Origin of the sequence: Candidatus Thioglobus sp. NP1, assembly GCF_003326015.1 — a bacterium.
Taxonomy (GTDB): Bacteria; Pseudomonadota; Gammaproteobacteria; order PS1; family Pseudothioglobaceae; genus Pseudothioglobus; species Pseudothioglobus singularis_A.
The window spans coordinates 484,260-510,073 of sequence record NZ_CP023860.1; the positions used below are offsets into that span (position 1 = coordinate 484,260).

The following is a 25,814-nucleotide window of genomic DNA, read 5'->3' on the forward strand; positions in this document are numbered from 1 at the left end:
ATTTAAACACTTAATGAATAATAGATTACTAATAATTAATGGACCAGGTCTCTCTGATTTAAGTAACTTTAGTGAATATGGTCATGATGATCTAACTTTAGAGAAGGTTCAGCAAAAATGCTTAGAAACTTGTGAGAGCTTAGGCCTATCTTTGGTGTTTTGTCAGACTGATGATGAGGTTGAGTTGACAAATTATTTAACAAGTGCTTGTAAAGAGTTTGATGCACTTATCATTAACCCTATTGGCTACTCTCATGCATCCTTGATAGACTCCGATATATATACTTCCAATATAGAGACAATTACCCTTCAGAATAAACCAGTTATTGAGGTGCATATTGCTAATATCTTTCAAAAGGGGATTGATATTACTAAACCAATAAAAGTATCTGAGGGCAGTGTTGGATTTGTAAGTGGGTTTGGCATTCATAGTTATGATCTAGCTATTAGAGCGGTTAGTAAAAAACTGAGGATTAATTAATGAACATCTATGTTATCAATGGTCCAAATATAAATCTACTTGGCACTCGTGAGCCAGAAATTTATGGTCACGAGACATTAGACAGTATTTCTAAGGAGTGCATTAATTTGGGCTCTAAAGATGGCCATGATGTTAAATTTATGCAGTCTAATTATGAGGGTGAACTGGTTGAATGGATTCAGGATGCAATAAATAAAAAAATTGATGCAATTGTCATTAATGCAGCTGCCTATACGCATTCATCAATTGCAATACACGATGCTCTAAAGTCCTTCCCTGGCTTTAAGATAGAGCTGCATATTTCCAATCCACATTTACGTGAAACTTTTAGGCATATTTCTTTTATCTCACCAGCAGTGGACGCCGTTGTTGCAGGTCTTGGTGCCGATGGCTATAGTCATGTCATTGAGTTATTGGCAGATTTACAAAAGAGCTATAAGTAAAAATAAAACTCTAATAATTATTTCAAGTTATTAAATATCAGCATATCTGTTTTAATACAAATATCAATCCTAAGCTAATATTCGACTATAACTTGGATCATAAATCCCAAATGGAATGACTTCAACTGAAATCATTTCACCTAATAAATCTAGCATCATTCTAGTTCCTTCTATAGATTTATCTAGATTTACAAATGCATATGCAAGGTTGAGATTTACTCTGTGTCCCCATTCTCCAGATGTTATTGTACCAATGACTTTATCATCTTCAATTAGTGAGGCTCCACCATATGCAGGAGAATTTTTACTATCTATTTTTAGACAGACAAGTTTTTGTTTCATGCCATCTTTGAAGCGATTTTGTAATGCTTTTTTTCCAATGAAGTTATCTTTATTTAGATTGACAAAACGATCAAGGCCAGTTTCATAAGGATCAAACTCAGTTAGTAAGTCTGACTTCCATGCTAAAAATCCTTTTTCCATTCTCATGGACTCTACAGCTCTTGACCCAAAAAGCTTCATTCCAAAACCTTTTCCCGCATTAGAGATTGTTAGATAAGCTGCGTATAGAAATGAATTTGGGATATGCACTTCATAAGCAAGCTCACCTGAGAAGCTAACTGACATTACGGTGGCTGGAGAAAAACCTATGAAACATTCCCTGACACTTAGCCATGGAAAGGCCTCCTTACTCCAGTCTTCACGGCTGCATCTTGATAAGACATCTCTTGCTTTGGGCCCTGCTAAAAGGAGGATAGTTTGATCATTAGTTAGGCTTTTAATTGCGACTTCTTCATCATCTTTTAAGTGTTGCTTTAGCCAATCCATATCATGGAACTCCGATGCTGCAGCTGAACCATACCAGATTCGATTAGGCCCTCGATCTGATGACGGAATATTAGAAATAGTTGCCTCACTTTTTATCATTCCAAAGTCATTCAATAGATAACCTAATCCAATTCGACTTGGCTTGTGAGTAATATTTCCACAAAACATACGATCGATAAAAGTATCAGCATCTGGGCCACTAATTTCAAACCGATTAAAGCCATTGACCTCGGTGAGTCCAACATTGTTTTGTATGTTCTTTACTTCTTTTGCGACAATTTCAAATGTTTCATCAAAATGAAAAGAGAGTGATGGTTGAAAGTCTTTTGAGGGTTTTATATATTCAACACGCTCCCATCCATTAATCACTGTGAATGCAGCATTTTCTGAATCCATTACTGGAGTGAGAGGAGTAGTTTTTGCATTGCGAGCTGTAGGGCGATGCTCATGAGGAAAATGAAAGCGAAACTCATTTTGATAATCTTCAATGGCCTTTAGAGAGGTCATTTCAACATTCGCATGAGAGGTAAATCTTCTAGGATCAAGACACCAAGTGTCATAGCATGCCTCACCATGAACAATTTGTTGGGCAAGCAACCAACCGTGTCCGCCACCTTCACCAAGACCAGCTCTTAAGCCAATTATGCAAAAAGCATTTTCTTTTCCTGGAATTTTTCCAACCAGTGGAGCACCATCAATTGTGTAGGTAATTGGGCCATTAATAATGCTTCTGATTCCAGCATTCATAAGAGCTGGCATGCGCTCAAATGCCCCATCCAAAACATCAGTCACTCTCTCTAAATCATCCGGACAGAGAGCATTCACAAAGTTTGGATCGATTCCATCCATCCCCCATGGTTTACAATTTTGTTCATAAAATCCAATCAGAAGTCCATTCTTATCTTGTCGACAATAATAATCAGATATAGGACATCTTAAGAGAGGCATTCGATGATCTGAATGGATAATTTCTGGAATATCCTCTGTTAAAAAGTACTGATGCTCCATAGAAGCTATAGGATGATGGACGCCCATCATTTTGCCTACCTCATTTACCCTGTATCCACAGGCATTAACAATAATATCACAATCAATATTACCATTCTCAGTAGTAACCTTCCATGTCCCATCTGGGTATTGTTCTAATGCAGTTACTGGAGTATTTGTGTAAACCTCAGCACCAGCTTTTCGAGCTCTTCGAGTTAAAGAGTGACATAATTGATAAGGGTCTATATCACCATCAAGTGGATCCCATAATCCACCAATTAAATTATCTGTTGATATTAATGGATGACGTCGTTGACATTCCTTGGCATCAATGACTTCAAAATTAACATCCATACCTCTAGCCATTGATACAAAGTGATGGTAGCCCTGCATTTGTTCTTTTGTACTGGCAAGTCTTATTCCTCCATCACCGTAGTTGTAGTTGACTGGGTGATCTGAATCATCAGACAATTCTTTGTATAATTTAATTGAATGTGTTTTTAAACCAACCATTGTTTGGTTCATGCCAAAATTAGTAACCTGCGCTGCAGAGTGCCAAGTGGTTCCACTAGTAAGATCATTTCGCTCAACTAGAACAACATCCGCCCAGCCCTCTTCAGTAAGGTGGTATAAGGTGGAACAGCCCGCAATTCCTCCCCCAATAACTACAACCCTGGCTCTTGATTTCATATTAATACTTGATGTGCTTAATAATAAAACTCTAATGTTGAAACTGAAATATCAGAAACATGATCTCTTCCATAAGCAACAATTCCAAAACTCCTAATTTTTTTTGGATCCAAGGCTGTCTCTTTTGACCATCTACGTTCAAATTTATTGAAAGGAAGATCTATCATTTGCCACTCAGAATTTGTCTTAAAAGTAATAGCATAATAGTCCGATGGTGAATAACTTTCATCGGTTCGAATGTGAATATAATATGTTTCTCCATTTCCTCTTACGTTAAGTCGAACGCCTTTGAGATTTTTACCTTCCCTTTCGGAGTTTGCGAATGAGACTCTTGATCGTAACTGAATAAAACCACCATTATTTGCTGTACTGACATTACCAGTTAGTCTTGCATAAAACATTTCTCCATCTTGTTCAAGATTTACCTGGCCATCTGATACACCCCCCATTACTCGATCACTGACGTACTGCCAGTAGTTTCCACTATCTGCATTAAATGGAAATGAAAGGTCGGCCACAGCAATTGCTTTTGAGTTAATAGTAATCATGAAAATTATCGATAAAAAAAAGAATGCTTTTGAAGACTTAAAAGATTTATTCAACATAGGAATTAATATATCTAGAAAATAAATTTAATTATATGGGGAATTAGTCAAAAATTATTTACATTTACTGCAAAATCCTTGAAATTCTATAACTTGCCCGTCCTTAATTGAAAACTTATTTGACTCTGGTAATGATAGTTGAGCAGAGACTTGGCAAGACTCCTCTATGGACTTACACATGGAGCAATGAAGTAACACATGAAAGTGATTAGTATGACTGTCATTACACATTAAAAAAGTATTACTTGAATCAATTTTATGCACGACATCCATTTCAATCCAGAAATCAAGAACTCTATAAATTGTGCTGATATTAAATGCTTGCCCTTTATCTTTTAGTCGCCCCAATAGATCATAGGCAGACAGATTTTTACCTGAATGATTTAGTTCATCGACAATAGATATTCTTTGGGGTGTTGCACTTCTTCCAGAATCTAGGCATTTGGAAATTAACTCAGATCTTTCAATCATCACTTTCCTCTATATTGTAATCATCATCATCAAAGTGCAGTGTTTCAATAACCACATCACTAATAGTATACCCACTATCTGCAATATCAAAACTTTGAGAGCCAACAGATATCCTGCCATAAACAATTATAGGTACATACAAATCTCGAAATTCTGTTGGATCACTTGACGCATCAACAAGCAGTGTTTGATTTAAAGGAGGGGGCGGAACATGGATGCATTGCCCAGATTCTGGAACAAGTAAAAACTTACTTACATCAGAACCCTGATATTCAACTGGAACCATAAAGCCAGCCAATGCAATATCTTGACCCTCTAGTGAGATATTTAGTTTCTTACTAGCCTCATCAAGTTTATTTTGAAAGTCTTCACTAATATAGGTGTCATAAGATAAGTCATCAGGAATAAAATCGTATGCACCAGCTGGTTCAAGGCTTAACCAATTATCTTGAAGATCCATTAAATAGTCATCAGTGACAACTATTGCCAAGGAATTCAATGATAGGGCCATTAAAAAAATTGCAATTATTTTTGCCATGATTGAGTTTAACCTAGTGTTTGATGTAAATTCTTTCTAAAAACCATAATGGCTGGAATTAAGCTGCTTAGAACTCCGGATAATAAGATAATAGTAAATATTCTGATTTCACCCAAACTTACCAACTTAAATGATGGCGTAATTCCTAACGCTAGGTTAAGCTGATTAGTTGCAAAATAAGTTACTATTGTTACAATTAAAATTGCACCAACAATTGCAACTAATCCAATTATAAGGGCCTCATAAATTACTATTCCACCTAAGAATATTGGAGAAGCTCCATTAGCTCTATAGATAGTCATTTCTTGTTTGCGATTCTCTAAACTCGCAATAATGAGAGTAATCATTGCTATTAAACTAATGGCAATGATAATCCAACTAAGCAACTCAAAACCTTTATCCACTAGTCCAACAATTGACCAAAGCTGAGATAAAGCAATACCCGGAATAACTGCAGATATGGCCTCACTTGGGTACTCCCTAATGCTCTTGGTAAAATTAAATAGAGTTAATTGTGACTTGAGTCCTACAAAAGCAGCAGTTATAGTTTTTGGATTTAGGTCGTCTTCAGGAATAGCAGATAGGTCAATATTATCAAGACTGAATACTTTTCTTCCACTTTGCCAGCCCAAGTGCAACAACTCATAACCCCGTAAATCCAAAAAAATAGCTTGATCAATTGGTGTAGCTGTTTTATCAAGTATGCCTGTTACAATAAATGAGAAGTCATCATGTTTACTGCCTATTGACTCAGATGATCCATGAGTTATCTGAATGCTTGTCCCAATTTTATAATTAAGTTTACTAGCAACATCTGCACCTAAAACTACTTCTGATATTTCAGAAAATATTCTACCTTCTGAAACTTTTAATGATTTATTAGAACCATATTTGATATGTTCAAAGTAATTTGAATCAGTAGCTATTACTCTAAAACCTTTATGACTATCACCCAAAGCAATAGGAACTATCCAATCTATATCATTTCTTAGTTTAATTTCATCAATTGTTTTAGTAGTAATATTATTTGTAGGTCGTCCAAGATGAAATACCGTATACAGAACTAGCTCAAGGGAGCTTGATCTTGGACCAATAATTGCATCAACTCCTGAAATACTTTGGTTAAAGCCTTCCTCTGCTCCCTGTTGAATCCGTTCAATACTTAGTAACAGAACCATAGACGCCATTAATGATATTGTGACCAACGAAGTAGGCAGAATTCTTGACCAAATTGATTTAAATAATGGAATGAGCATTATGTTTATTAAAATCTAAAACAGTATCAAAGTAGGGTGCAATTGAGAGATCATGACTTACCATTATTATTGCCTGATGAGATCGATCAAAAGTATTCATTACTTCATCAAGAAATTTTTTGGTTGTATCGTTATCAAGTGCTGATGTTGGTTCATCAGCTAAAATTAAATCTGGTTTTCCTAGTAAGGCTCGAGCAACTGCAACCCTTTGCTGTTGGCCAACACTTAAATTATCAATTGCTGTATTTAAAATTTCTTTTTCCAGACCAAGAGAGCTGATGAGCCTCTCAATCTCCTGATGCGTATCGCTGACTTTAGATTTCCTATTTTTAGAAAACTTAATTCCAAGAGCAATATTTTCTGAAACATTTAAAAATGGGATGAGGTTTAGCGTTTGAAAAATATAACCAATATGATCTGCTCTAAATTTATCCAGACTCATCGAGGACATATCTGAATAATCAGTGTCATTAAAGTTTATCGAGCCTTCTTGAAGCCTAAGAGCTCCTGCAATAAGACTAAGCAAGGTCGTCTTACCACAGCCTGAAAAACCACTAATCAATAAGCGTTGTCCTGTTTCAATTTCAATGTCTGGAAATTCAATAGTCTTGCCATGCTTATAAAGATATTTCAGGCCTGTTGTTTTGAGCATTAAAATTTCACATTTTTTAGAAGGTTATCATATTATCTAATGAATCAAAGCTTTTAGTGAAGCCTTTATTATTTATGACAGCATCAAAATTTATTGTCTCTAAATCGTCAAACCGATCAAAAGCAGTAAATCTAAGACCGTTTAGTAGCGAAGGTTCTTCACATATAAATTCATAAGCTAACTCAATGTCTTTATGATCGCCTTCAGTTGAAACTTTATGAAACTCAGATTCAAAAGAGCTAAGTGCACATTTTGCTGAGAAAGGCAAATCAAATAGTAATGAATAATTTTTAAATTCCTCTAAAGACTCCTTAGTAATTTCTTTGTGCACATCATTTTCTTCGTGCTCGTCATGCTCATCATGGTCATCATGCTTGTCATCGTCATGCTCATCATGCTCATCATGGTCATCATGCTTGTCATCGTCATGCTCATCATGCTCATCATGGTCATCATGCTTGTCATCGTCATGCTCATCGTCATGTTCATCATGGTCATCAACATATAATTGAGCTATTGGCATTTCATAAGATATTGCTACTTCTTTCTGACTTAAGATCATTGTTACATTATTTAAGCCATGAACATGAGCATTGGCATGCCTAGTTTCTTCTGCGAATGTATATGATGAAACAAGAAGTAATATAAAAAATTTAAGTTTTGACATCAGTCCTACCCTTTTTAAAAAATAATTGCGATAATATATCAGATATGCAATATTATTGCAATATTTGTCTATTAAATTCATACTTAAAATATAAATCTATTTCTTTCTAAAAATGGCAATAATTACTTTATCGTTTCCATAGTTTTCATCTGGATTATTTCCATAAACTAATATTTCGTGAAGTTTTGGTTCAGTGATATTTTTTTGAATCTCTATGAATTTTTTATCAAATCCAGCTTTCTTGTATAGCTTGTTGTGGATAGTAAAAACAAACAGTCCACCAGGTTGGGCAATCCTTAAAAGTTCATCAAATGCACTTGGCCCAACATGGCCATGAGTAAAAGTTCCTGCACTTACAATAGCTCCATAATGATTATCATTTATTGATAATCTTTTAGTTACATCTGCTTCAATTATTTTTGAGTAACAATTTTTTAATCTAGCAATTTCTAGCATTTCAGGAGAGATATCTAGGGCATCAATTTCTTTTGAGGAAAATTTTAAACGCTCTCCAACGAGCCCTGTGCCTGCTCCAACATCTAGAATTGGAGTGTCATTATTATTGGAATATTTATCAAAATATTTCGCTATTTCAAAGGGTGAACGATAATCATTTTGTATAGCAAAATCACTATCATATGTAGATGCCCAAGTTCGATATAAATTTATTGAATCCTCAGGAGTTACTAATGAATACGCGTCTTGTAACCCTTTTTTATTAGACATACGGTCCTTAAGAAGATTTTATTAATTTTTTAATTTAGTTTGCGTTTTATAAATGCAATTATTGCGATTATGATTCCGACTAAGATTATCAAATAAGTAAGACTGGACATTACCCATTTAAAGGAGTTAATTCCAGATCCAACGGACACTAATGTTTCTGATATTGAATTTGAAATAAAATAGCTTTTAAGCATTAATATTTCAGCAAAATTCTCTGACCAATCGGCAAGCATTCCTAGAATAGGGACTATCATTAATAGACGCCTCTGATTAAATAGATATTTAATCCAAGTTGCGTACATTAAAGTATAAATTATTGCAAAAATTACATCCCAAATTTGTAGGAATTGGCCATAACAAATAAGTTGTTCCTTTGTCCTTAATCCAAAGAAACCTTGAACCATTTCTTGAGTATAAGAAAAAGTAAGGCCTAATGAGTTTGATCCAACATCGACAGCAAAACATTTACCATTAGGACTTAAAACAAATAATAAGTATAAGAAAAATGCTAATGTAAATCCTAAAGCATAATATAACGTTTTTCGTTCTTCAGATTGACCAATGATTTCAGACATATTATTATTTTTTTATTATATTAATTAATATAATAATGTTAAACAGTGTGGCTATGTGAGTATTATTTTTTAATCCATTCACATTTAAATACAACAATTTTTAAGGATGCTTAAGTAGAGGGATCTATGTGGTGGAGGGACAGGGATTCGAACCCTGGAAGGGTATTAGCCCTTGCTGGTTTTCAAGACCAGTGCATTCAACCGCTCTGCCATCCCTCCAGAAGATTGGTATGATACAGTTTTTATCAATAAAGTAAATAAATTTATATAAAAAAACAGCTATTTTTTGCGTATAATTTGGCCTTTTTAGAATTTCAATAGGTAGTCGTTATGGCAAAGATATGTCAAGTAACTGGTAAGCGACCAATGAGTGGTAATAACGTTTCTCACGCTAACAATAGAACGCGACGTCGTTTTTATCCAAATCTTCATACACATCGCTTTTGGGTGGAGAGTGAAAATCGTTTTGTTAAGTTAAAACTTTCTGCAAGAGGACTCCGTGTTATCGATAAGAAAGGTATTGATGAAGTATTATCAGAAATCCGTAGTCGCGGCGAAAAGGTCTAAGGAGTAACTTATGAGAGAAAAAATTAAACTAGTATCTTCTGCTGAAACAGGACACTACTATACTACTACAAAGAATAAACGTCTTCATCCGGATAAGGTTGAAGTAAAGAAATTTGATCCGGTGGTTCGAAAGCATGTAATGTATAAAGAAGCTAAAATTAAGTAATTCTTTATCAAATAGATTAAAAAAAGCCGCTTTATGCGGCTTTTTTAATATCTTTATTCCTTAACTTTGAAGGATAGTTTCTAGTGGAACATTTGCAGCTGAATCTTGGTAATCAGCAATCTTATTAAAGTTAAGGTATTGATAAATCTCACCAGACATTGGTTCAATGTCCCTCATCAAAGCTAAATATTCTTCAGGACTTGGTATATAGCCTAGTTTTGCTGAAATCGCTGCTACTTCAGCAGATGCTAAGAAGACATCACTGTTGTCACCCAGTCGGTTTGGAAAGTTTCTTGTTGAGGTTGATACAACTGATGCACCTTCTTCAACTCTAGCCTGATTACCCATACACAAAGAGCAACCTGGCATCTCAGTTCGATCAGTTAATCGCTCAAAGGTCTCATAGATACCCTCAGCTCGCAATTGTTTTTCATCCATTCTTGTTGGTGGCACAATCCATAAAACAGTATTAAGCTCAGTTTTATCTTTTAGAAGTTGTGCTGCAGCCCTGAAATGTCCGATATTCGTCATACAAGAGCCAATAAATACTTCATCAATTTTAGTATTTGCAACAGATGACAGGAGCCTGACATCATCAGGATCATTTGGACAAGCTAGAATTGGTTCTTTTATTTCATCCAAATTAATTTCAATAACTTCAGTGTATTCGCAATCCTTGTCAGCTTTAAGGAGAACAGGATTATCAAGCCACTTTTGCATATCCTGAATTCTCTTAGCAATAGTTTTTTTATCATCATAGCCGCTATCAATCATCGTGCTAAGTAGTGTTATATTTGACTTTAAATACTCCTCAATAGGCTCCTTATTAAGTTGAACAGTGCAGCCATTTGCCGATCTCTCTGCTGTAGCATCCGCAAGTTCAAATGCTTGCTCAACCTTAAGATCTCCAAGGCCTTCAATCTCTAAAACTCGCCCAGAAAATACATTTTTCTTGTTAGATTTATCAACGGTTAGAAGTCCTTTCTGGATTGCTACATAAGGGATAGCATTAACTAGATCTCGTAGGGTGATTCCTGGTTGCATGCTTCCTTTGAATCGAACTAGGACTGATTCTGGCATGTCTAGTGGTAAAACACCAATAGAGGCACCAAAAGCAACAAGTCCTGAGCCAGCTGGAAAGCTAATTCCAATTGGGAAACGAGTATGCGAGTCACCACCTGTGCCAACACTATCTGGTAATAACATTCGATTAAGCCAAGAATGAATAATGCCATCACCAGGTTTAAGTGAGACTCCTCCTCTTGAATGCATAAAATCTGGAAGTGAGTGCTGCAATTCAAGATCAATAGGTTTAGGATAAGCAGCAGTATGACAAAAACTTTGCATCACAAGATCTGCAGAAAAACCTAGGCAGGCAAGTTCTTTTAATTCATCACGTGTCATTGCACCGGTAGTATCTTGAGAGCCAACTGTACTCATTCGAGGTTCACAATAGGTGCCAGGTCTAATTCCAGGCACACCACAAGCTTTTCCAACAATTTTTTGTGCCAATGTAAAGCCTGCTGAGCTATTCTTTGGATCCACTGGACGAAGGAATACATCGCTTACACTTAGCCCAAGCTCTGACCTAGTTTTATCTGTAAGCCCTCTTCCAATAATCAGTGGAATTCTCCCACCAGCCTGAACCTCATCAGGCATAGTACTCGGTGCCAGCTCAAATTTAGAAACTATACTATCAGATGAGTCTTTGATAACACCCTCATAGGGATAGATCGTAATTTCATCACCCATTTTAAGTTTTGAAACATCACACTCTATTGGAAGAGCGCCAGAGTCTTCTGCTGTATTAAAAAATATAGGAGCAATCTTGCCACCAAGAACAATACCACCGCTATTTTTATTTGGAATGTAATCAATGGCTTCACCCATATGCCATAAAACTGAATTAATGGCAGATTTGCGTGAAGAACCAGTACCAACTACATCACCAACGTAACATAATGGTAATCCTTTTTCTTTAAGTTCATTAATTTTTTCAAGCGGTTTTTCCATTTTTTTAATAAGCATTGCTTTTGCATGAAGTGGGATATCAGGTCGGGACCAAGCTTCAGTTGCTGGAGAAAGATCATCTGTATTAGTTTCACCATCTACTCGAAAAACAACTGTTTTAATACTTTCTGGAAGGGGTTCCTTTGAGGTGAACCAATCTGCTGATGCCCATGAATCGACAATTTTTTTTGCATAAGGATTGTTTAATGATTTTTCAAGAATCATTTGATGCGCCTCATAGATAAGAATATTATGAGAAAGAGCATCAGATGCACTTTCAGCAGTTTCATTAATATCCAGTAAGTCAATTAAAGAGGTAATACTGTAACCACCAAGCATTGTGCCTAATAAAAAGGTAGCATGCTTTTGAGAAATTGCTTTGCAGATTTCGTCACCTTTTGCGATGCTAGTTAAAAATCCTGCTTTCACATATGCAGCCTCATCAACTCCAGGGGGCACTCTATGGGTTAAAAGATCTAGAAAAAAATCATCATCAGAGCCAATGATTAGTTCGTCAACTACAGATTTTGTTTGTTTGGCATTTAGTGCAAGTGGCGGAAGATTTTCTTTTTTTCTTTCATCGCAATGTTTTAAGTACGCTTCTTTCATAGTAATAGTGGGTATTAGGTGATTCAATAAATAGAGTATAATTTTATCCTTTTTAAGGTGATGGCTTGAATTTATTGATTGAATACTTTGTATTATGACATTTGATACCCTTACATCTATTTCACCCATTGATGGTCGTTACGGCGATAAGACAGGACCACTCAAATCAATTTTTAGTGAGTTTGGATTAATTAAGTACAGAGTCTTGGTTGAAGTTCGGTGGTTGCAAGCCATTTCAATGAATTCGCAAATTTCTGAAGTTCCAGAATTTAGTTCAGAATCCAATGCAGTCCTCTCGTCTATTACTAATAATTTTTCTTTAGAAGATGCTAAGGCTATTAAAGAAATTGAAAAGACTACTAATCACGATGTAAAGGCTGTTGAATACTTTCTTAAAGAGAAAGTTTCTGCAGTACCTGAGTTACACAATGCAAGTGAATTTATTCACTTTGCATGCACTTCTGAGGATATTAACAATCTTTCTCATGCACTAATGCTTGAAGATGGAAGAGAGGTTCTGCTTAGTGAAATGAGAAAGGCATTAAATCTAATTTCTGACCTTGCAAAAGATAATGCAGATATTGCTATGCTCTCAAGAACTCATGGTCAAACTGCCTCACCGACTACTATTGGAAAGGAAATGGCTAATTTTTCTTACCGCTTAATGAGACAAATCGAACAACTCAACAATGTTCAAATAATGGGTAAGTTTAATGGCGCAGTTGGTAATTTCAATGCTCATTTAAGTGCATATCCAGAAATTGACTGGCCCCATGTTTCAAAAGATTTTATTGAGAGTCTTGGAATCAATTATTCACCATATAGTTCTCAAATAGAGTCCCATGATTATATTGCTGAGTACTTTCATGCTTTAAATCGTTTCAATACAATTATGATTGATTTTTGTCGTGATGTATGGGGATATATCTCCTTAGGCTATTTCACACAAAAAACTATTGAGGGTGAGATTGGGTCTTCAACAATGCCTCACAAAGTTAACCCAATTGATTTTGAGAATGCAGAAGGAAATTTAGGTTTAGCTATTGCAATAGGTGAGCACTTTGCAACAAAGCTTCCAGTTTCAAGATGGCAAAGAGACTTATCAGACTCAACGGTACTTCGAAACTTAGGGGTAGGTTGTGCACATAGTTTAATTTCATATGCATCAATTACCAAAGGAATTTTAAAATTAGAAGTAAATGAATCTAAATTAATGGCTGATTTAAATGAAGCTTGGGAAGTTTTAGCTGAACCAATTCAAACGGTTATGCGTCGATATGGAGTTGAAAATCCATATGAAAAACTTAAGTCTCTAACTAGAGGCAAAACAATAGATGCCAAAATTTTAGCAGACTTTATAAGTTCTTTAGATATCCCTCAGGAAGCAAAAGACGAGTTACTAAAGCTAACGCCTTCGAACTATATTGGTGAAGCGATTAAATTAGCACGTGAGATTTAAAACTGATATAATTTCCCGCCTTAATATTTAAACAATCTAAAAGGAGCAAAAAACCCATGGTTAAGATAAGACTAGCCCGAGGTGGAGCCAAGAAAAACCCTTTTTATTCGATTGTAGCAACAGACTCTAGAAAGAGAAGAGACAGTGGTTACATCGAGCGCATTGGATTCTTTAATCCAATTGCTCGCGGACAAGAGGTCAGGCTTCAACTAGAAGAAGACAGACTATCATATTGGATTTCGGAAGGTGCGCAGATTTCAGATCGTGTCAAGCAACTTGTAAAAGAGTTTAGAGATCCTTCGATTCGCGAAAAACAATTAGCCACGCATGCAGCAAAAGCTGCAGATAAAGCTAAAAAAATTGCAGCAGCTGAGAAAGCTAAAACAGAGCTAGAGGCTAAGGAAGCAGCAGATGCTGTGGCTGAAGCTCCAGCAGCAGAAGAAGCTCCAGCAGCAGAAGAAGCTCCAGCAGCAGAAGAAGCTCCAGCAGCAGAAGAAGCTCCAGCAGCAGAAGAAGCTCCAGCAGCAGAAGAAGCTCCAGCAGCAGAAGAAGCTCCAGCAGCAGAAGAAGCTCCAGCAGCAGAAGAAGCTCCAGCAGCAGAAGAAGCTCCAGCAGCAGAAGAAGCTCCAGCTGATGAAAAGCCTGCGGAAGAGCCAGAAGCTAAATAATTTGGTGACACCAATACCTCAGTCAGATGAGAAAAAGCTATTAGTCGGTAAGATTAATGGCTTTTTTGGTATCAAGGGGTGGGTAAAAATCTTTTCTTACACTGAACCTAGAAAAAATATTCTTAGTTACGAACCATGGTACATCATTAATAATGGTAACTATGAAATTCTTGAAATTACTGATGGTCGGGAGCAGTCAAAAACTATTGTTGCTCATATAAAGGGTATTGATAATCGAGATCTATCCATAAACCTGATTGGGCAAGATCTTTATATTAACCAAGATCAATTACCCAAACTTGATGATGGAAAGCATTATTGGTATGAGCTTGTTGGGTTCAAGGTAATTAATCAAAATCAAACTAACCTAGGAGTTGTTGACTATCTAGTTGATACTGGGTCAAATAATGTAATAGTTACCAAAGGTGAAAAAGAGCATTGGATTCCTTATATTGAGCCTTTTCTTCTATCTATCGATAAAGACAATAAAGAAATCTTAGTTGACTGGGATGAGGATTTTTAAAGTTAAATATCTTAATTATAAATCTATTTACTGCTTAAGTTATTTATAGGAAATTTAATCTAATACATATATATGACTTCCCAGGTCGTATATTATAATAGTATCTTTAGCTTGCCTATATGAGCAAGGTAGCCTTATTTTATAATTTAAGAACATCATATTTCAGAAAAATATTTCATGAACTGGATAACAAAACTATTTCCATTTTTGTTATGGATTAAAGATCTAACTAATCCAAGGACTTTAAAAGCAGACCTTATAGCAGGCGTTACTGTTGCCTTTGTAATAGTTCCTCAATCGATGGCATATGCACAGTTAGCTGGATTAGGCCCTCAATATGGCCTTTACGCATCATTCTTGCCAGTATTAATGGGTGCAATAATGGGTTCTTCAAGACAGTTATCAACGGGTCCAGTGGCTGTTGTATCTTTATTAACAGCAGCTGCTCTGGGAGAAATTGTGACTGATCCAGCAAGTTATGCAGTATATGCTGCATTGCTTGCGCTTATAGTTGGAGTCTTTCAACTATCTTTGGGTATTCTCAGGCTTGGCTTTGTAATAAACTTTTTGTCACATCCAGTTGTGACTGGTTTTACTAATGCTGCTGCAATAATTATTGGAGCCTCTCAGCTCCCTAAGGTTTTTGGTATTCGAGTCATTAATAGTAATGATGCAGATTGGAGTAGTGCATGTCAGCCTCTTAATCTAATTGAAAGGATTGAAAGTTCGGTCAATCCAGCACTGCATACAATTTGTAATGCAGATCAAAGTTATCAAACTATTGCAAGATTAATAGAGTCAGCTATATTTAATACTCACATTCCTACATTAGCTATGGCGCTATCTGGTGTTTTAGGAATTATACTTTTAAAGAAATTTTCCCCTAGAATGCCTGCGATATTAACAGTTGCAATAATTTCTACAGCAGCCTCTTTTTTAATTGATTATGAATCAATGGGTGGGGCAATTGTTAATTCAATTGAGATAGATGGCTTATTTAGTTTTAAGATTCCTAGTTTTGATTTTAATGCGATGGGTACATTATTTGTTTATGCAATAACAATATCATTGATTGGATTTATGGAGGCAATTTCTGTTGCTAAGTCAATGGCTGCAACTACAAAGCAGCGACTAGATGTTAATCAGGAACTCATTGGACAAGGCTTATCAAATATTACCTCAAGTTTCTTTCAGGGGTATGCGGTCTCAGGTTCATTCTCTCGTTCTGCTGTAAATTTAACGGCAGGCGCAGTTACCGGTTTTGCCTCAGTTATAACAGCTGTTATTGTTGGTTTAACAATAGTTTGGCTGACACCATTGCTATACCATCTTCCACAAGCAACTTTAGCCGCTATTATTTTAATGTCAGTAGTAAATTTAATTCATTTTGGCCCACTAAGACACGCATGGAAAGTAGAAAAGCATGACGGCTGGGTTGGTCTTCTTACTTTTATAATGACACTAGTTTTTGCCCCTCACCTTGAAAATGGTATTGCCTTTGGTGTTATTATGTCACTCGGCTTATTTCTCTATAGAACTATGGAGCCAAACTTTGCAGAATTATCAGTTCAACCTGAGTCAATTATTGCCTCTAGATATACTGATGAGGATACAGAGATCAGTAATGAAGTAAAAGTAGCAAAGTATAGTGGCTCTCTTTATTTTGCAAATGCTGCTTACTTTGAAACTAAATTGCTCGAACTCATTTCAAGGAATAAGGAATTGAAATATATTGTTGTTGATGTTGCTTCTATTTTTCAGATTGATGCAAGTGGAGAACAGGTCTTGTCTAATCTTGTTGAGTCATGTGCAGATTCTGGGGTAGAAATTTTATTTGCAAGAACTGATAGACTTGAGGCAGAATTGCATCGCTCAGGCTTTAAAACTAGGTTTGGAGAAAATCGTTTTTTTGAATTGAGAGCTGATGCACTTAAGTATGTTTGGCAACAACTTGAATTAAGTAATCAAGTTCAAGAGGAAGATAATCTAGAAGAGCAAGACCAGATATTAGATATTGATGATTCAGTATTAGAATCTTAATTATTAAAGATTCTCATAAAAAGCCTTTATAAAATATAGACCTTGAGGCTCTGCTGTTGGGCCGGCCTTTCTTCGATCTTTGCTGTCCAATACTGATAATATCCATTCAGCATCCTTCTCTCCTCTGCCTATTTTAAGGACTGTACCTACAATGTTTCGAACCATATGATGAAGAAATGCATTAGCTTTAATTTTTAAAATTAATTCATCATTTGATTCAATAATATCAATATATTCTATGGTTTTAATAGGTGTTTTTGCCTGACATAATCTCCCTCTAAAGCATGAAAAGTCATGCTCACCAACTAAAAAACTTACTGCTTTTTTCATCTCTATAATATTTAGATTTCTTGGTTCCCATAAATAATAATTAGTTTTTAGAGATGACCTTATGGGATTATTATGTATTTTGTACTCATAAGATCTTGCATAAGCATTGAACCTTGCATGAAAATCTTCTGCGACCTCTTTTGCCCAAGTGAAATTTACATCACTTGGTAAGTTAACATTCCCACCAAATAGCCAGGCATTATTAGTTCTACTTATTTCAGTTTCAAAATGAATAACCTGCTCTATAGCATGAACACCAGAATCTGTTCTTCCACAGCAAAAAACACGAACAGGATGGTCTGCTACTTTTGATAATGCTAATTCAACAGCACCTTGAACTGTTCTAAGGCCAGATTTTTGTATTTGCCAACCAAAAAAATCAGTTCCTAAATATTCAACACCAAGTGCAATTTTCATGAGCGATTATTATTTTTTGTATTGTAAAATAGATATTAATATTTTAACAAAGTATTCTTCTTTTCAGAGAAGACTATTGACTTGGTATGTTAACCATATGAACAAAAATAATAAGCCAACTGGCATAAAAAAACTTTGGTCAGCAACGATCTACTCTATTCAAGGTTTGAAGGCATGCTACCATTCTGAATATGCATTTCGACTTGAGGTTTGGCTTGCAATATTTCTAGTACCTCTTGGTTATTGGCTTGGAGAGTCATCTATTGAAAGAGTTTTGCTTATTGTGCCAATCTTTTTAGTATTAATTATTGAGCTGTTAAACTCTGCAATAGAAGCTATTGTTGATCGAATTAGTCTTGATCAACATGAACTTTCTGGTTTCGCCAAAGATGTTGCATCAGCGGCAGTTTTATTGTCTTTAATTATCTTTCTAATTACGTGGATTATTATTCTTCTTTAAAAAAATTGCTATCTGATGATTTAGATTGTCATTTTTTTGATTCAATCGATAGTACGAATCTTTTTTTAAGTAACAGGCCATATTCAAAAAAAACTCAGATTTGTGTTACCAGGCAACAATCAGATGGAAGAGGCCAGTATGGAAGAAAATGGGTTTCACAAAAAGATGGAAGTATTCTTTTCTCTATTCGCCAAAATTTTATTCAAGAAGAAAACTTAAGTGGCCTCAGTTTAATCATAGGTTTAGCAATAATAAAGGTTCTGGAGAATGAATATTCATATCAAGGCTTTAAAATCAAATGGCCAAATGATATTTATTTTAAGGATAGTAAATTAGCTGGAATTTTATTAGAGAATCAGATTCAATCAGGTATCCAGTCTGTAGTTATTGGAGTGGGTTTAAACTATAACCTAGGTAAAAATTTTAATTGTGATACGCCTTGGATAGACCTATCTCAAATGCAACAAAAAATACCAGATATCCAGCAATTAATTGCAAAATTAATTAATAATATCTTGCTAAGGATTGATAACTTTAAAAATCATGGTCTGTTGGATCTTGAACTTGAATGGGATCAATATGACATGCTTAATGGATGTAAGCTTAAAATCTCACAATCTAATGAAATTGTCGAAGGAATAGTAACTGGTATTAATGATAAAGGTGGACTAAAAGTATTAACAAAAAATGGGGTTCAAGAGCTTTATAGCTCTAAGCATATAGAATTCATTTAGGGTAAGATAGTTAAGCATATTAAACATTAAAATCGAATGTCAGAACATATATTAGAAGTTAAAAATATTTATAAGAAATATGCAAGGCGAGTTGTAGTTAATGATGTCTCATTTTCAGTAAAAGGTGGAGAAATCGTTGGCTTATTAGGTCCAAATGGAGCGGGCAAAACAACTTGTTTTTATATTACATGTGGGCTTGTTAGGTCAAACAAGGGCGAAATCATTCTTAACCAAAAATCTATTGGTCATATGCCCATGCATAAACGTGCCAATCTAGGTCTTGGTTACCTTCCACAGGAGCCTTCAATTTTTCGAAAGTTAAGTGTTGAAGATAATATTATGGCTGTGCTGGAAATGAATAAATCAATACCTATAAAATCCAGAAAAGAAAGATTGGAAGAGCTCTTAGCTGAATTTAAGGTTGGACATGTTCGTCATATTCAAGGCATAACTTTATCTGGTGGAGAGAGAAGAAGGGTTGAGATAGCGAGGTCACTAGCAATGGATCCAAAGTTTATTTTATTAGATGAACCTTTTGCAGGAATTGATCCAATATCAGTTGGAGATATCCAAGAAATTATTTATCAACTCAGAGATAAAGGTATAGGTATTTTGATTACAGATCATAACTATCGAGAAATGTTGGACACCTGTAATCATTCTTATGTCTTACATGATGGCAAGATAATTGCAGAGGGTGATAAAGACTCTATTTTGGCAAATGATCAAGTTAAAAAAGTTTACTTAGGTGAAGCGTTAGGTGGCTAATCCAAAGCTCATTACTTTGGGTATTGAATCTTCTTGTGATGAGACAGGAATTGGAATCTATAGTAGTGAAGAAGGGCTGATTTCTCATAAACTCTTTTCTCAAATTGAATTGCATGCAGAGTTTGGTGGAGTAGTTCCTGAGTTGGCTTCTAGAGATCATATCCAAAAAACACTGCCATTAATTAATGAAGCTCTTGAAGAAAGTGATGTTAACCTAGCTGACATAACGGGTATTGCCTATACAGCAGGTCCTGGTTTAGCTGGCGCACTTCTAGTTGGTGGCTCCATTGCTCAAAGTCTTGCTTGGGGGCTTAATATTCCCGCATTAGGAATTCATCATATGGAGGGACATCTTTTGGCCCCTCTTTTAGAATTAGAGAAGCCAAGCTTTCCATTTGTTGCACTGCTTGTCTCTGGAGGACATACCTTGCTTGTTGATGTAACAGCAATTGGAGAATATAAAATACTGGGTGAGTCACTTGATGATGCAGTAGGTGAGGCCTTTGATAAAACTGCAAAAATTCTTGGTTTAGGTTATCCAGGCGGCCCGGCATTAGCAAAATTAGCACAGGAGGGGGTTGAGGGAAGATTTTTATTTCCAAGACCAATGACGGATAGGCCGGGACTTGATTTTAGTTTTAGTGGCTTAAAAACGTTTGCAAGAAATACATTTGCGAACTTTCCTGAAGAAAAAGCAAATATTGCAAAAGCCTTTGAGGTTGCAGCAACAGAAACTTTAGTAATGAAATGCAAGCGAGCTCTTGAAAAAACTGGCTTTAAAACTTTGGTTGTTGCAGGAGGTGTTAGTGCTAATTTATCACTTAGAGATGCTTTGAATAAAATGACTAAAACAATTCATGCAGATGTTTTCTATCCTGCACAAGACTTTTGTACTGATAATGGAGCAATGATCGCATTGGCTGGTCATTATCGATTTCAGTCTGGGCAAAGAAATGATGACTATGAAATCTCAATTAAGCCCCGTTGGAGTCTAGAGGAACTCAGCTCAATATAATTTAAGTAAACTTTATCAATCTTGAAAGTCGACTAAATAAATCACTTAGATGCATATAATATTAAACTTAAGCTATTAAAATTTATCTATTAAAAAAACTAAATGCTAATTATTCCTGCAATTGATTTAAAAGATGGACAATGTGTTCGATTGAAGCAGGGTTTAATGGAGGATTCTACTATTTTTTCAGATGATCCTTCTGAAATGGCATCTAAATGGGTTGATAAGGGCGCAAGAAGACTTCATCTTGTTGACCTAAATGGAGCTTTTGAAGGAAAGCCAGTTAATGCTGATTGTGTCCATAGGATAACCAAAGCCTTTCCCTACTTGCCTGTTCAAATTGGCGGTGGAATTCGAGATTTAAAAACTGCAAATGCTTATATTGATGCAGGCATAAGCTATCTTATTATTGGCACTATGGCTGTTACAAATCCAAATTTTGTAGCTGATTTATGTAGAGAATTTCCTGGAAAAATAATTGTTGGACTGGATGCAAATAATGGCTTTGTTGCAACAGATGGCTGGGCAAAACAAACAGATATAAACGTTGTTGAGTTATCAAAAAAATATGAACAATATGGTGTTAGTTCAATTATTTATACTGATATTGCTAGAGACGGAATGATGCAAGGGGTAAATGTTGAGGCGACTGCAAATCTTGCTAAAGAAACTAATATTCCTATAATAGCATCAGGCGGTATAACAAATCTTGATGATATTTCTTTACTTCTTAAGAAGACACATCATGGCATTATTGGTGCAATAACCGGTAGGGCAATTTATGAAGGTATGCTTAATTTTGAGGATGCTCAAAGGATGAGTGATATTTATGATAGTTGAAGTAGCCTATGCCCTGGCTGATAAGCAAAGTTTATTAACTATAGAGGTAAAAAGAGGATCTACTCTAAAAGACGCTATTGAGGCTTCAGGTATCTTAGAAAGTTTTAAGCAGATTGATCTTACTAAAGATAGAGTAGGTATTTTTTCAAAATTTGCTTCACTTGATACTATTCTTCAAGAAAAAGATCGAGTTGAAATATATCGATCGTTAGTTGCAGATCCAAAAGAAGTTCGTAAGGAGCGTGCAGCGATGGTCAAAGCAATGCAAAGTGATAAAATTCCTAATTCAAGGTAAAATAGAAAACCCATAATATAATCATTACGTAAATGAGCGAAGAAAAACCTCCCAGTACAACATTTTTTAATAGACTAGCTGATAAGTTTTTTCCAAAAACTTTAAAACCTCGAGAACAATTGATGCAAGCTTTGAAACAGGCTGAGGAGAATCTTGTTATTGATCCTTACAGCAGAACTGTAATTGAAGGTGCGATGCAAGTTGAAAGCTTAAGGGTGCGAGATGTAATGGTCCCTAGGTCAAAAATGATAATGATTAATTCAGAAGCATCTACCAAAGAGTTGCTTGAGGTCATGGTTAGTTCTTATCACTCTCGATTCCCTATTCATAATATTGAGCAAGACTCTATTTTAGGTATTGTTTTGGCAAAAGATTTGTTAGCTCACTTTTCTCAAGATAATAAAGATGAATTTAACTATAAAGAATACCTCAGAGAGGCTTTTTCAGTTCCTGAAAGTAAACCTTTAGGGGTTTTGCTTAGAGAATTTCAACAAAAGAAATCACACATGGCAGTGGTCCTTGATGAATATGGTGAAATAGCTGGATTAGTTACTTTAGAGGATGTTATTGAGCAGATTGTTGGTGAGATTGAAGACGAGCATGATAAGGAAGAAGAAAATATTATTGACTATGGCGATGGACGTTATTTACTTCAAGCGAGTACAACTTTAGTTGAATTTAATGAGTATTTTGAATCAAATATATCCAATAAAGATTATGATACTGTTGCTGGACTGGTGATTGCTGGTTTTAGCTTCCTACCTGAGCAAATGAGTGCAATTGATCTTCATGGGTTTAACTTTAAAGTATTAAAAACTGATACTCGCAGACTTTATTTACTTGAAGTTAAAAGAATTAGCAAAGATATTAATAGCACCTCAGAAGGGGTAGATTCTTAATTGTTTTATTATTTAGGCTTAATAGATTAGTATAATCCTGCTTTATGAATTCACTTGAACAAACAACCCAATTAGCTATAGAGTTACTTAAACAACAGAAGGTGACTGATTTTGAGTTTTCTCTAGGAAAAAGTTCTGGGGTATCAACGACAATCCGTTTATCAAATGTTGAAACACTTGAGTATCACCTTGATACTAGTTTTGATGTAAGCGTATATTTTGGAAAAAATAAAGGTCAGGCATCAAGTGGAGATCTAAGTAAAAAAAGTTTAAAAAATGCCATTGAATCTGCAAGTTTAATTGCTAAATACACTCAAGAAGATCCCTTTAATGGACTAGCCCCTAAAGAAAGAATGGCATGGGATATTCCTGATCTTGACTTATATCATCCCTGGAGTCTAGATGCTAAACAAAGTATTGAGATTGCAAAAGAGTGTGAGCAAGCTGCACTAGAGCAAAGTGAAATTGATAACTCGGATGGTGCAGAATTATCAAGTTTTGAAGGTGAGAGTATTTATTCAAATTCAAATGGATTAGTCGCAAAATTAAAAAATAGTAGGCATTCACTCCACTGTTCTCTTATTGCCAAAAGAGATAATGAAATGCAAACAGCTTATGAATATGGTATTGCACTAGACTCAAAAGATCTTCCAAAGCCATCTGATATCGGACTTAAAGCTGCTAAGTTTGCTAAGGATAAACTTGGATCAAGAAGCTTAAAGTCTCAAAAATGTCCAATTATTTTTACATCAAGACAGGCCTCTGGACTATTTTCACAATTACTTGGAGCACTTAGTGGCTCAAGACAATATAAAAAAACATCCTTTCTCTTAGGCTCTTTGGAAAAAATTGTTCTACCCGAATCAATAAGTATCTTCGAAGATCCACTAAAAATAAAGACTCTTGGTGCTAGAGCATTTGACCAAGATGGGGTTTTGAAGAACAAGCAGTACTTTGTTGAGAATGGCAGGGTTAGAAGCTATCTAATGGGTCAATATGCTGCAAATCAGCTTGGACTTGAATCAACTGCTAATTCTGGTGGAGTAAGTAACTGCTGTATAAACTCTAATTTTGATGGTGGCATAGAAGAGCTCACTGCCAACATGAGTAGAGGTTTAATTGTAACGGATTTAATGGGACAAGGTATCAATGCAACCACTGGAGATTATTCAAGAGGCGCCAGTGGATTTTGGGTTGAAAATGGTGAAATTCAATTCCCAGTTTCTGGAATTACTATCGCTGGTAATTTAAAAGATATGTTGAAAAATGTTGCCTCTATTGGAAATGACATTGATACTAGAAGTAATATTAAAGTTGGCTCAACACTTATTAGTGAAATGACAATCGCTGGAGAGGGCTAATTGAAAGAGTTTGATGTCATCGTCATTGGCGGCGGCATGATTGGCCTAGCATGCGCTTTGGAGTTATCAAGAAAAAAAGACTACTCAATTGCAATTATTGAGCCAAATGATTGTAATCCTTTAATACAAAATTCATTCCACACTCGAGTTAGTGCTATTACACCATCTTCGCAAGAATACTTAAGCTCAATTAATGTTTGGGATGATATTAAAAGGAAAAAAGCCTTTGTAGCTACAAAGGTTTGGGATCAAAATTCACATGGCCATCTTAATTTTTATGCTGAGGATGAGGGTCTTGATAGTCTTGGTTTCATTATTGAAAATGATGTAATTCAATCTGCTATATTTGAAAATATCGATCATAATAAGATAGCAATTATTAAGCAAAAACTAGAAAAATTATCAAAAACCGACTTTGGCTATGATGTTATCCTTGATGATAAGAGAAGTTTGTCATGCAAGCTAGTTATTGGGGCAGATGGTCCCCAATCAAAGGTTAGAGACTTGGCTGCAATTAATGTCTCAAGTATTGATTACGAACAAAAAGCAATTATTGCTAATATCAAGAGTGAAAAATCTTTTCTTGATACGACTTGGCAGCGATTTCTATCAGATAGTATTGTTGCTATACTTCCACTTTCAGAAAATCAAGCTTCAATTGTATGGTCATGTAAAAACCATCTTGCTGATAAGTTAGAAGCATCAGAGTCCAAAGATTTCAACCAGCTATTGTCAGAAGCAGTGGAATACCAATTTGGTTGTCTTGAGTTGCAAAGTGACATAAAAATGTTCCCACTTATTGCAAGGAGTGCTCAAGAATATTCATTGCCTAATCTTGCGCTTATAGGAGATGCTGCTCATAGCATCCATCCTCTTGCGGGTCAGGGAGCCAACTTAGGTTTCTCAGATGTTAAGGAGATTAATAATCAGCTCCTGAATGATGAGAAGCCTTTAGGTGATCACTCTATTCTTAGGCGCTATGCAAGAGCTCGAAGACTTGATAATGAACTAATGGCTAAAACTATGACTGGGCTAGATTGGATCTATAAAGAAAACAACGAACCTATGCGCTGGCTCAGAGGCTTTGGTATGAACCTTATCGATGAATCCTCAATATTAAAGTCATTGATTCAAAAACAAGCTCTTGGTCAATCTAAATAATAAGCTAGTTTAAAAAACGAGTTGGCGTTACGATTCCATCAACTGGAACATCCCATGGCTGTGCATCTAAATACTCAACTTCTTGACAATCAAATGCAAGACCGAAGAGTTTTGGTCCATGGTAATTCTTACTTTTCAGTTTGAAGCTTAATGTTTTATCATAGAAGCCACCACCCATTCCTAGACGGTTTTTATTTTTATCAAACCCAACAAGTGGCATAAAGATAAGATCAATTTGTTCAGCATCCATTATGTGAGTATGCATTGGCTCGTCAATTCCAAATCTATTTTTTCTAAAATGCTCTCCCATTTCAGCAAATTTAAGTTTTTCACCAACAAGAATTGGGAGGTAAATAAAATAGCCTCTGTCTTTTAAAAATTTAATAGTATGTTCTGTCTCAATTTCACCATCATTAGGAATAAAAATTGCAATATGTTTGACACCTTCAAAAAGCTTATTTTTTTGACATTGATGCAGGATTTTTCTACCATCTTCCTTACGTGTTTTTTCATCAATGGATTTGCGGAGTAATCTGAGTTGTTTTCTAAGTTCTTTCATCATTACTAATTCTT

General features: G+C 35.5%; 29 protein-coding genes and 1 tRNA gene. 17 read left to right on the plus strand and 13 right to left on the minus strand.

Translation table 11 applies throughout. From position 1 onward, the window contains the following. The first annotated feature begins 13 nt into the window (after positions 1 to 13). Positions 14 to 481, plus strand: coding sequence for a type II 3-dehydroquinate dehydratase (locus CRN91_RS02455; RefSeq protein WP_114114870.1), 468 nt, complete (start codon positions 14 to 16; stop codon positions 479 to 481). Beyond that, positions 481 to 924, plus strand: coding sequence for a type II 3-dehydroquinate dehydratase (locus CRN91_RS02460; RefSeq protein WP_114114871.1), 444 nt, complete (start codon positions 481 to 483; stop codon positions 922 to 924). The genes CRN91_RS02455 and CRN91_RS02460 overlap by 1 nt, the downstream gene beginning before the upstream one ends. A gap of 69 nt (positions 925 to 993) precedes the next feature. On the opposite strand, the gene CRN91_RS02465 is transcribed toward CRN91_RS02460, so the two are convergent. The 10 genes from CRN91_RS02465 to CRN91_RS02515 form a co-directional block, all read right to left on the minus strand. Beyond that, on the minus strand, positions 994 to 3,429 hold the full coding sequence (locus CRN91_RS02465; protein ID WP_114114872.1) for a GcvT family protein: 2,436 nt from the start codon (positions 3,427 to 3,429) through the stop codon (positions 994 to 996). A 17-nt stretch (positions 3,430 to 3,446) separates the two neighbouring features. Beyond that, on the minus strand, positions 3,447 to 3,977 hold the full coding sequence (locus CRN91_RS02470) for a CIA30 family protein (RefSeq protein ID WP_254424959.1): 531 nt from the start codon (positions 3,975 to 3,977) through the stop codon (positions 3,447 to 3,449). A 111-nt stretch (positions 3,978 to 4,088) separates the two neighbouring features. After that, the gene (locus CRN91_RS02475) at positions 4,089 to 4,505 is read right to left on the minus strand and encodes a Fur family transcriptional regulator (protein WP_114114874.1); all 417 of its coding nucleotides are present in this window, start codon (positions 4,503 to 4,505) and stop codon (positions 4,089 to 4,091) included. Then, a complete protein-coding gene (locus CRN91_RS02480; protein WP_254424960.1) occupies positions 4,498 to 5,043 on the minus strand; it encodes a DUF3299 domain-containing protein in 546 nt (181 codons plus the stop codon). Before CRN91_RS02480 ends, CRN91_RS02475 begins: the two co-directional genes overlap by 8 nt. An 8-nt stretch (positions 5,044 to 5,051) precedes the next feature. After that, a complete protein-coding gene (locus CRN91_RS02485) occupies positions 5,052 to 6,299 on the minus strand; it encodes an ABC transporter permease (protein WP_114114876.1) in 1,248 nt (415 codons plus the stop codon). Next, entirely contained in the window at positions 6,280 to 6,951 is a 672-nt protein-coding gene (locus CRN91_RS02490; RefSeq protein WP_114114877.1) for an ABC transporter ATP-binding protein, read from the minus strand. Before CRN91_RS02490 ends, CRN91_RS02485 begins: the two co-directional genes overlap by 20 nt. A gap of 16 nt (positions 6,952 to 6,967) precedes the next feature. Next, positions 6,968 to 7,618, minus strand: coding sequence for a ZrgA family zinc uptake protein (locus CRN91_RS08685; protein WP_174688435.1), 651 nt, complete (start codon positions 7,616 to 7,618; stop codon positions 6,968 to 6,970). A gap of 96 nt (positions 7,619 to 7,714) precedes the next feature. Then, the gene (locus CRN91_RS02505; RefSeq protein ID WP_114114879.1) at positions 7,715 to 8,344 is read right to left on the minus strand and encodes a class I SAM-dependent DNA methyltransferase; all 630 of its coding nucleotides are present in this window, start codon (positions 8,342 to 8,344) and stop codon (positions 7,715 to 7,717) included. A gap of 29 nt (positions 8,345 to 8,373) precedes the next feature. Beyond that, on the minus strand, positions 8,374 to 8,919 hold the full coding sequence (locus tag CRN91_RS02510; RefSeq protein ID WP_114114880.1) for a hypothetical protein: 546 nt from the start codon (positions 8,917 to 8,919) through the stop codon (positions 8,374 to 8,376). A 129-nt stretch (positions 8,920 to 9,048) separates the two neighbouring features. Continuing rightward, positions 9,049 to 9,138: transfer RNA gene (locus CRN91_RS02515), tRNA-Ser, on the minus strand. A 111-nt stretch (positions 9,139 to 9,249) separates the two neighbouring features. Here CRN91_RS02515 and rpmB point away from each other — a divergent pair. Further along, the gene (rpmB, locus tag CRN91_RS02520) at positions 9,250 to 9,486 is read left to right on the plus strand and encodes a 50S ribosomal protein L28 (RefSeq protein WP_114114881.1); all 237 of its coding nucleotides are present in this window, start codon (positions 9,250 to 9,252) and stop codon (positions 9,484 to 9,486) included. A gap of 10 nt (positions 9,487 to 9,496) precedes the next feature. Beyond that, positions 9,497 to 9,652 carry a 50S ribosomal protein L33 gene (gene rpmG, locus CRN91_RS02525; protein WP_114114882.1) on the plus strand — a complete coding sequence of 52 codons (156 nt, stop codon included), beginning with the start codon at positions 9,497 to 9,499 and terminating at the stop codon, positions 9,650 to 9,652. A gap of 60 nt (positions 9,653 to 9,712) precedes the next feature. On the opposite strand, the gene acnB is transcribed toward rpmG, so the two are convergent. Then, on the minus strand, positions 9,713 to 12,271 hold the full coding sequence (acnB, locus tag CRN91_RS02530) for a bifunctional aconitate hydratase 2/2-methylisocitrate dehydratase (RefSeq protein ID WP_114116050.1): 2,559 nt from the start codon (positions 12,269 to 12,271) through the stop codon (positions 9,713 to 9,715). Positions 12,272 to 12,365: 94 nt separating this feature from the next. Between acnB and purB the strand changes: the two genes are divergently transcribed. The 4 genes from purB (at position 12,366) to CRN91_RS02550 (ending at position 16,961) form a co-directional block, all read left to right on the plus strand. After that, entirely contained in the window at positions 12,366 to 13,730 is a 1,365-nt protein-coding gene (gene purB / locus CRN91_RS02535) for an adenylosuccinate lyase (RefSeq protein ID WP_114114883.1), read from the plus strand. Between the two features lie 56 nt (positions 13,731 to 13,786). Next, on the plus strand, positions 13,787 to 14,398 hold the full coding sequence (rpsP, locus tag CRN91_RS02540) for a 30S ribosomal protein S16 (RefSeq protein WP_114114884.1): 612 nt from the start codon (positions 13,787 to 13,789) through the stop codon (positions 14,396 to 14,398). Between the two features lie 4 nt (positions 14,399 to 14,402). Beyond that, positions 14,403 to 14,921, plus strand: coding sequence for a ribosome maturation factor RimM (gene rimM, locus CRN91_RS02545; protein ID WP_114116051.1), 519 nt, complete (start codon positions 14,403 to 14,405; stop codon positions 14,919 to 14,921). A 177-nt stretch (positions 14,922 to 15,098) separates the two neighbouring features. After that, a complete protein-coding gene (locus tag CRN91_RS02550; protein ID WP_174688436.1) occupies positions 15,099 to 16,961 on the plus strand; it encodes a SulP family inorganic anion transporter in 1,863 nt (620 codons plus the stop codon). A 3-nt stretch (positions 16,962 to 16,964) separates the two neighbouring features. Here the strand turns inward: CRN91_RS02550 and truA are convergent, their stop codons facing one another. Continuing rightward, a complete protein-coding gene (truA, locus tag CRN91_RS02555; protein WP_114114885.1) occupies positions 16,965 to 17,708 on the minus strand; it encodes a tRNA pseudouridine(38-40) synthase TruA in 744 nt (247 codons plus the stop codon). Positions 17,709 to 17,805: 97 nt separating this feature from the next. Here truA and CRN91_RS02560 point away from each other — a divergent pair, with 97 nt between their 5' ends. From CRN91_RS02560 to CRN91_RS02600, 9 genes are all read left to right on the plus strand, one after another. Then, on the plus strand, positions 17,806 to 18,168 hold the full coding sequence (locus CRN91_RS02560) for a diacylglycerol kinase (RefSeq protein WP_114114886.1): 363 nt from the start codon (positions 17,806 to 17,808) through the stop codon (positions 18,166 to 18,168). Beyond that, a complete protein-coding gene (locus CRN91_RS02565) occupies positions 18,147 to 18,902 on the plus strand; it encodes a biotin--[acetyl-CoA-carboxylase] ligase (RefSeq protein WP_114114887.1) in 756 nt (251 codons plus the stop codon). Before CRN91_RS02560 ends, CRN91_RS02565 begins: the two co-directional genes overlap by 22 nt. Before the next feature lie 36 nt (positions 18,903 to 18,938). Beyond that, positions 18,939 to 19,670, plus strand: a complete 732-nt coding sequence (gene lptB, locus CRN91_RS02570; protein ID WP_114114888.1) for an LPS export ABC transporter ATP-binding protein — start codon at positions 18,939 to 18,941, stop codon at positions 19,668 to 19,670. Next, on the plus strand, positions 19,663 to 20,685 hold the full coding sequence (tsaD, locus tag CRN91_RS02575) for a tRNA (adenosine(37)-N6)-threonylcarbamoyltransferase complex transferase subunit TsaD (protein ID WP_114114889.1): 1,023 nt from the start codon (positions 19,663 to 19,665) through the stop codon (positions 20,683 to 20,685). Before lptB ends, tsaD begins: the two co-directional genes overlap by 8 nt. A gap of 102 nt (positions 20,686 to 20,787) precedes the next feature. Then, positions 20,788 to 21,525: a 1-(5-phosphoribosyl)-5-[(5-phosphoribosylamino)methylideneamino]imidazole-4-carboxamide isomerase gene (gene hisA / locus CRN91_RS02580; RefSeq protein WP_114114890.1), complete on the plus strand. Its 738-nt coding sequence runs from the start codon at positions 20,788 to 20,790 to the stop codon at positions 21,523 to 21,525. Further along, the gene (locus tag CRN91_RS02585; RefSeq protein ID WP_114114891.1) at positions 21,515 to 21,820 is read left to right on the plus strand and encodes an RnfH family protein; all 306 of its coding nucleotides are present in this window, start codon (positions 21,515 to 21,517) and stop codon (positions 21,818 to 21,820) included. The genes hisA and CRN91_RS02585 overlap by 11 nt, the downstream gene beginning before the upstream one ends. 32 nt (positions 21,821 to 21,852) lie before the next feature. Beyond that, positions 21,853 to 22,719: a CorC family transporter gene (locus CRN91_RS02590; protein ID WP_114114892.1), complete on the plus strand. Its 867-nt coding sequence runs from the start codon at positions 21,853 to 21,855 to the stop codon at positions 22,717 to 22,719. A gap of 44 nt (positions 22,720 to 22,763) precedes the next feature. Beyond that, positions 22,764 to 24,080: a metalloprotease PmbA gene (gene pmbA, locus CRN91_RS02595; RefSeq protein WP_114114893.1), complete on the plus strand. Its 1,317-nt coding sequence runs from the start codon at positions 22,764 to 22,766 to the stop codon at positions 24,078 to 24,080. Beyond that, positions 24,081 to 25,241, plus strand: a complete 1,161-nt coding sequence (locus CRN91_RS02600) for an FAD-dependent oxidoreductase (RefSeq protein WP_114114894.1) — start codon at positions 24,081 to 24,083, stop codon at positions 25,239 to 25,241. It abuts the gene before it with no gap. A 4-nt stretch (positions 25,242 to 25,245) separates the two neighbouring features. Here CRN91_RS02600 and CRN91_RS02605 read toward each other — a convergent pair whose 3' ends face one another. Next, a complete protein-coding gene (locus tag CRN91_RS02605) occupies positions 25,246 to 25,803 on the minus strand; it encodes a 5-formyltetrahydrofolate cyclo-ligase (protein ID WP_254424961.1) in 558 nt (185 codons plus the stop codon). Positions 25,804 to 25,814: the final 11 nt, after the last annotated feature.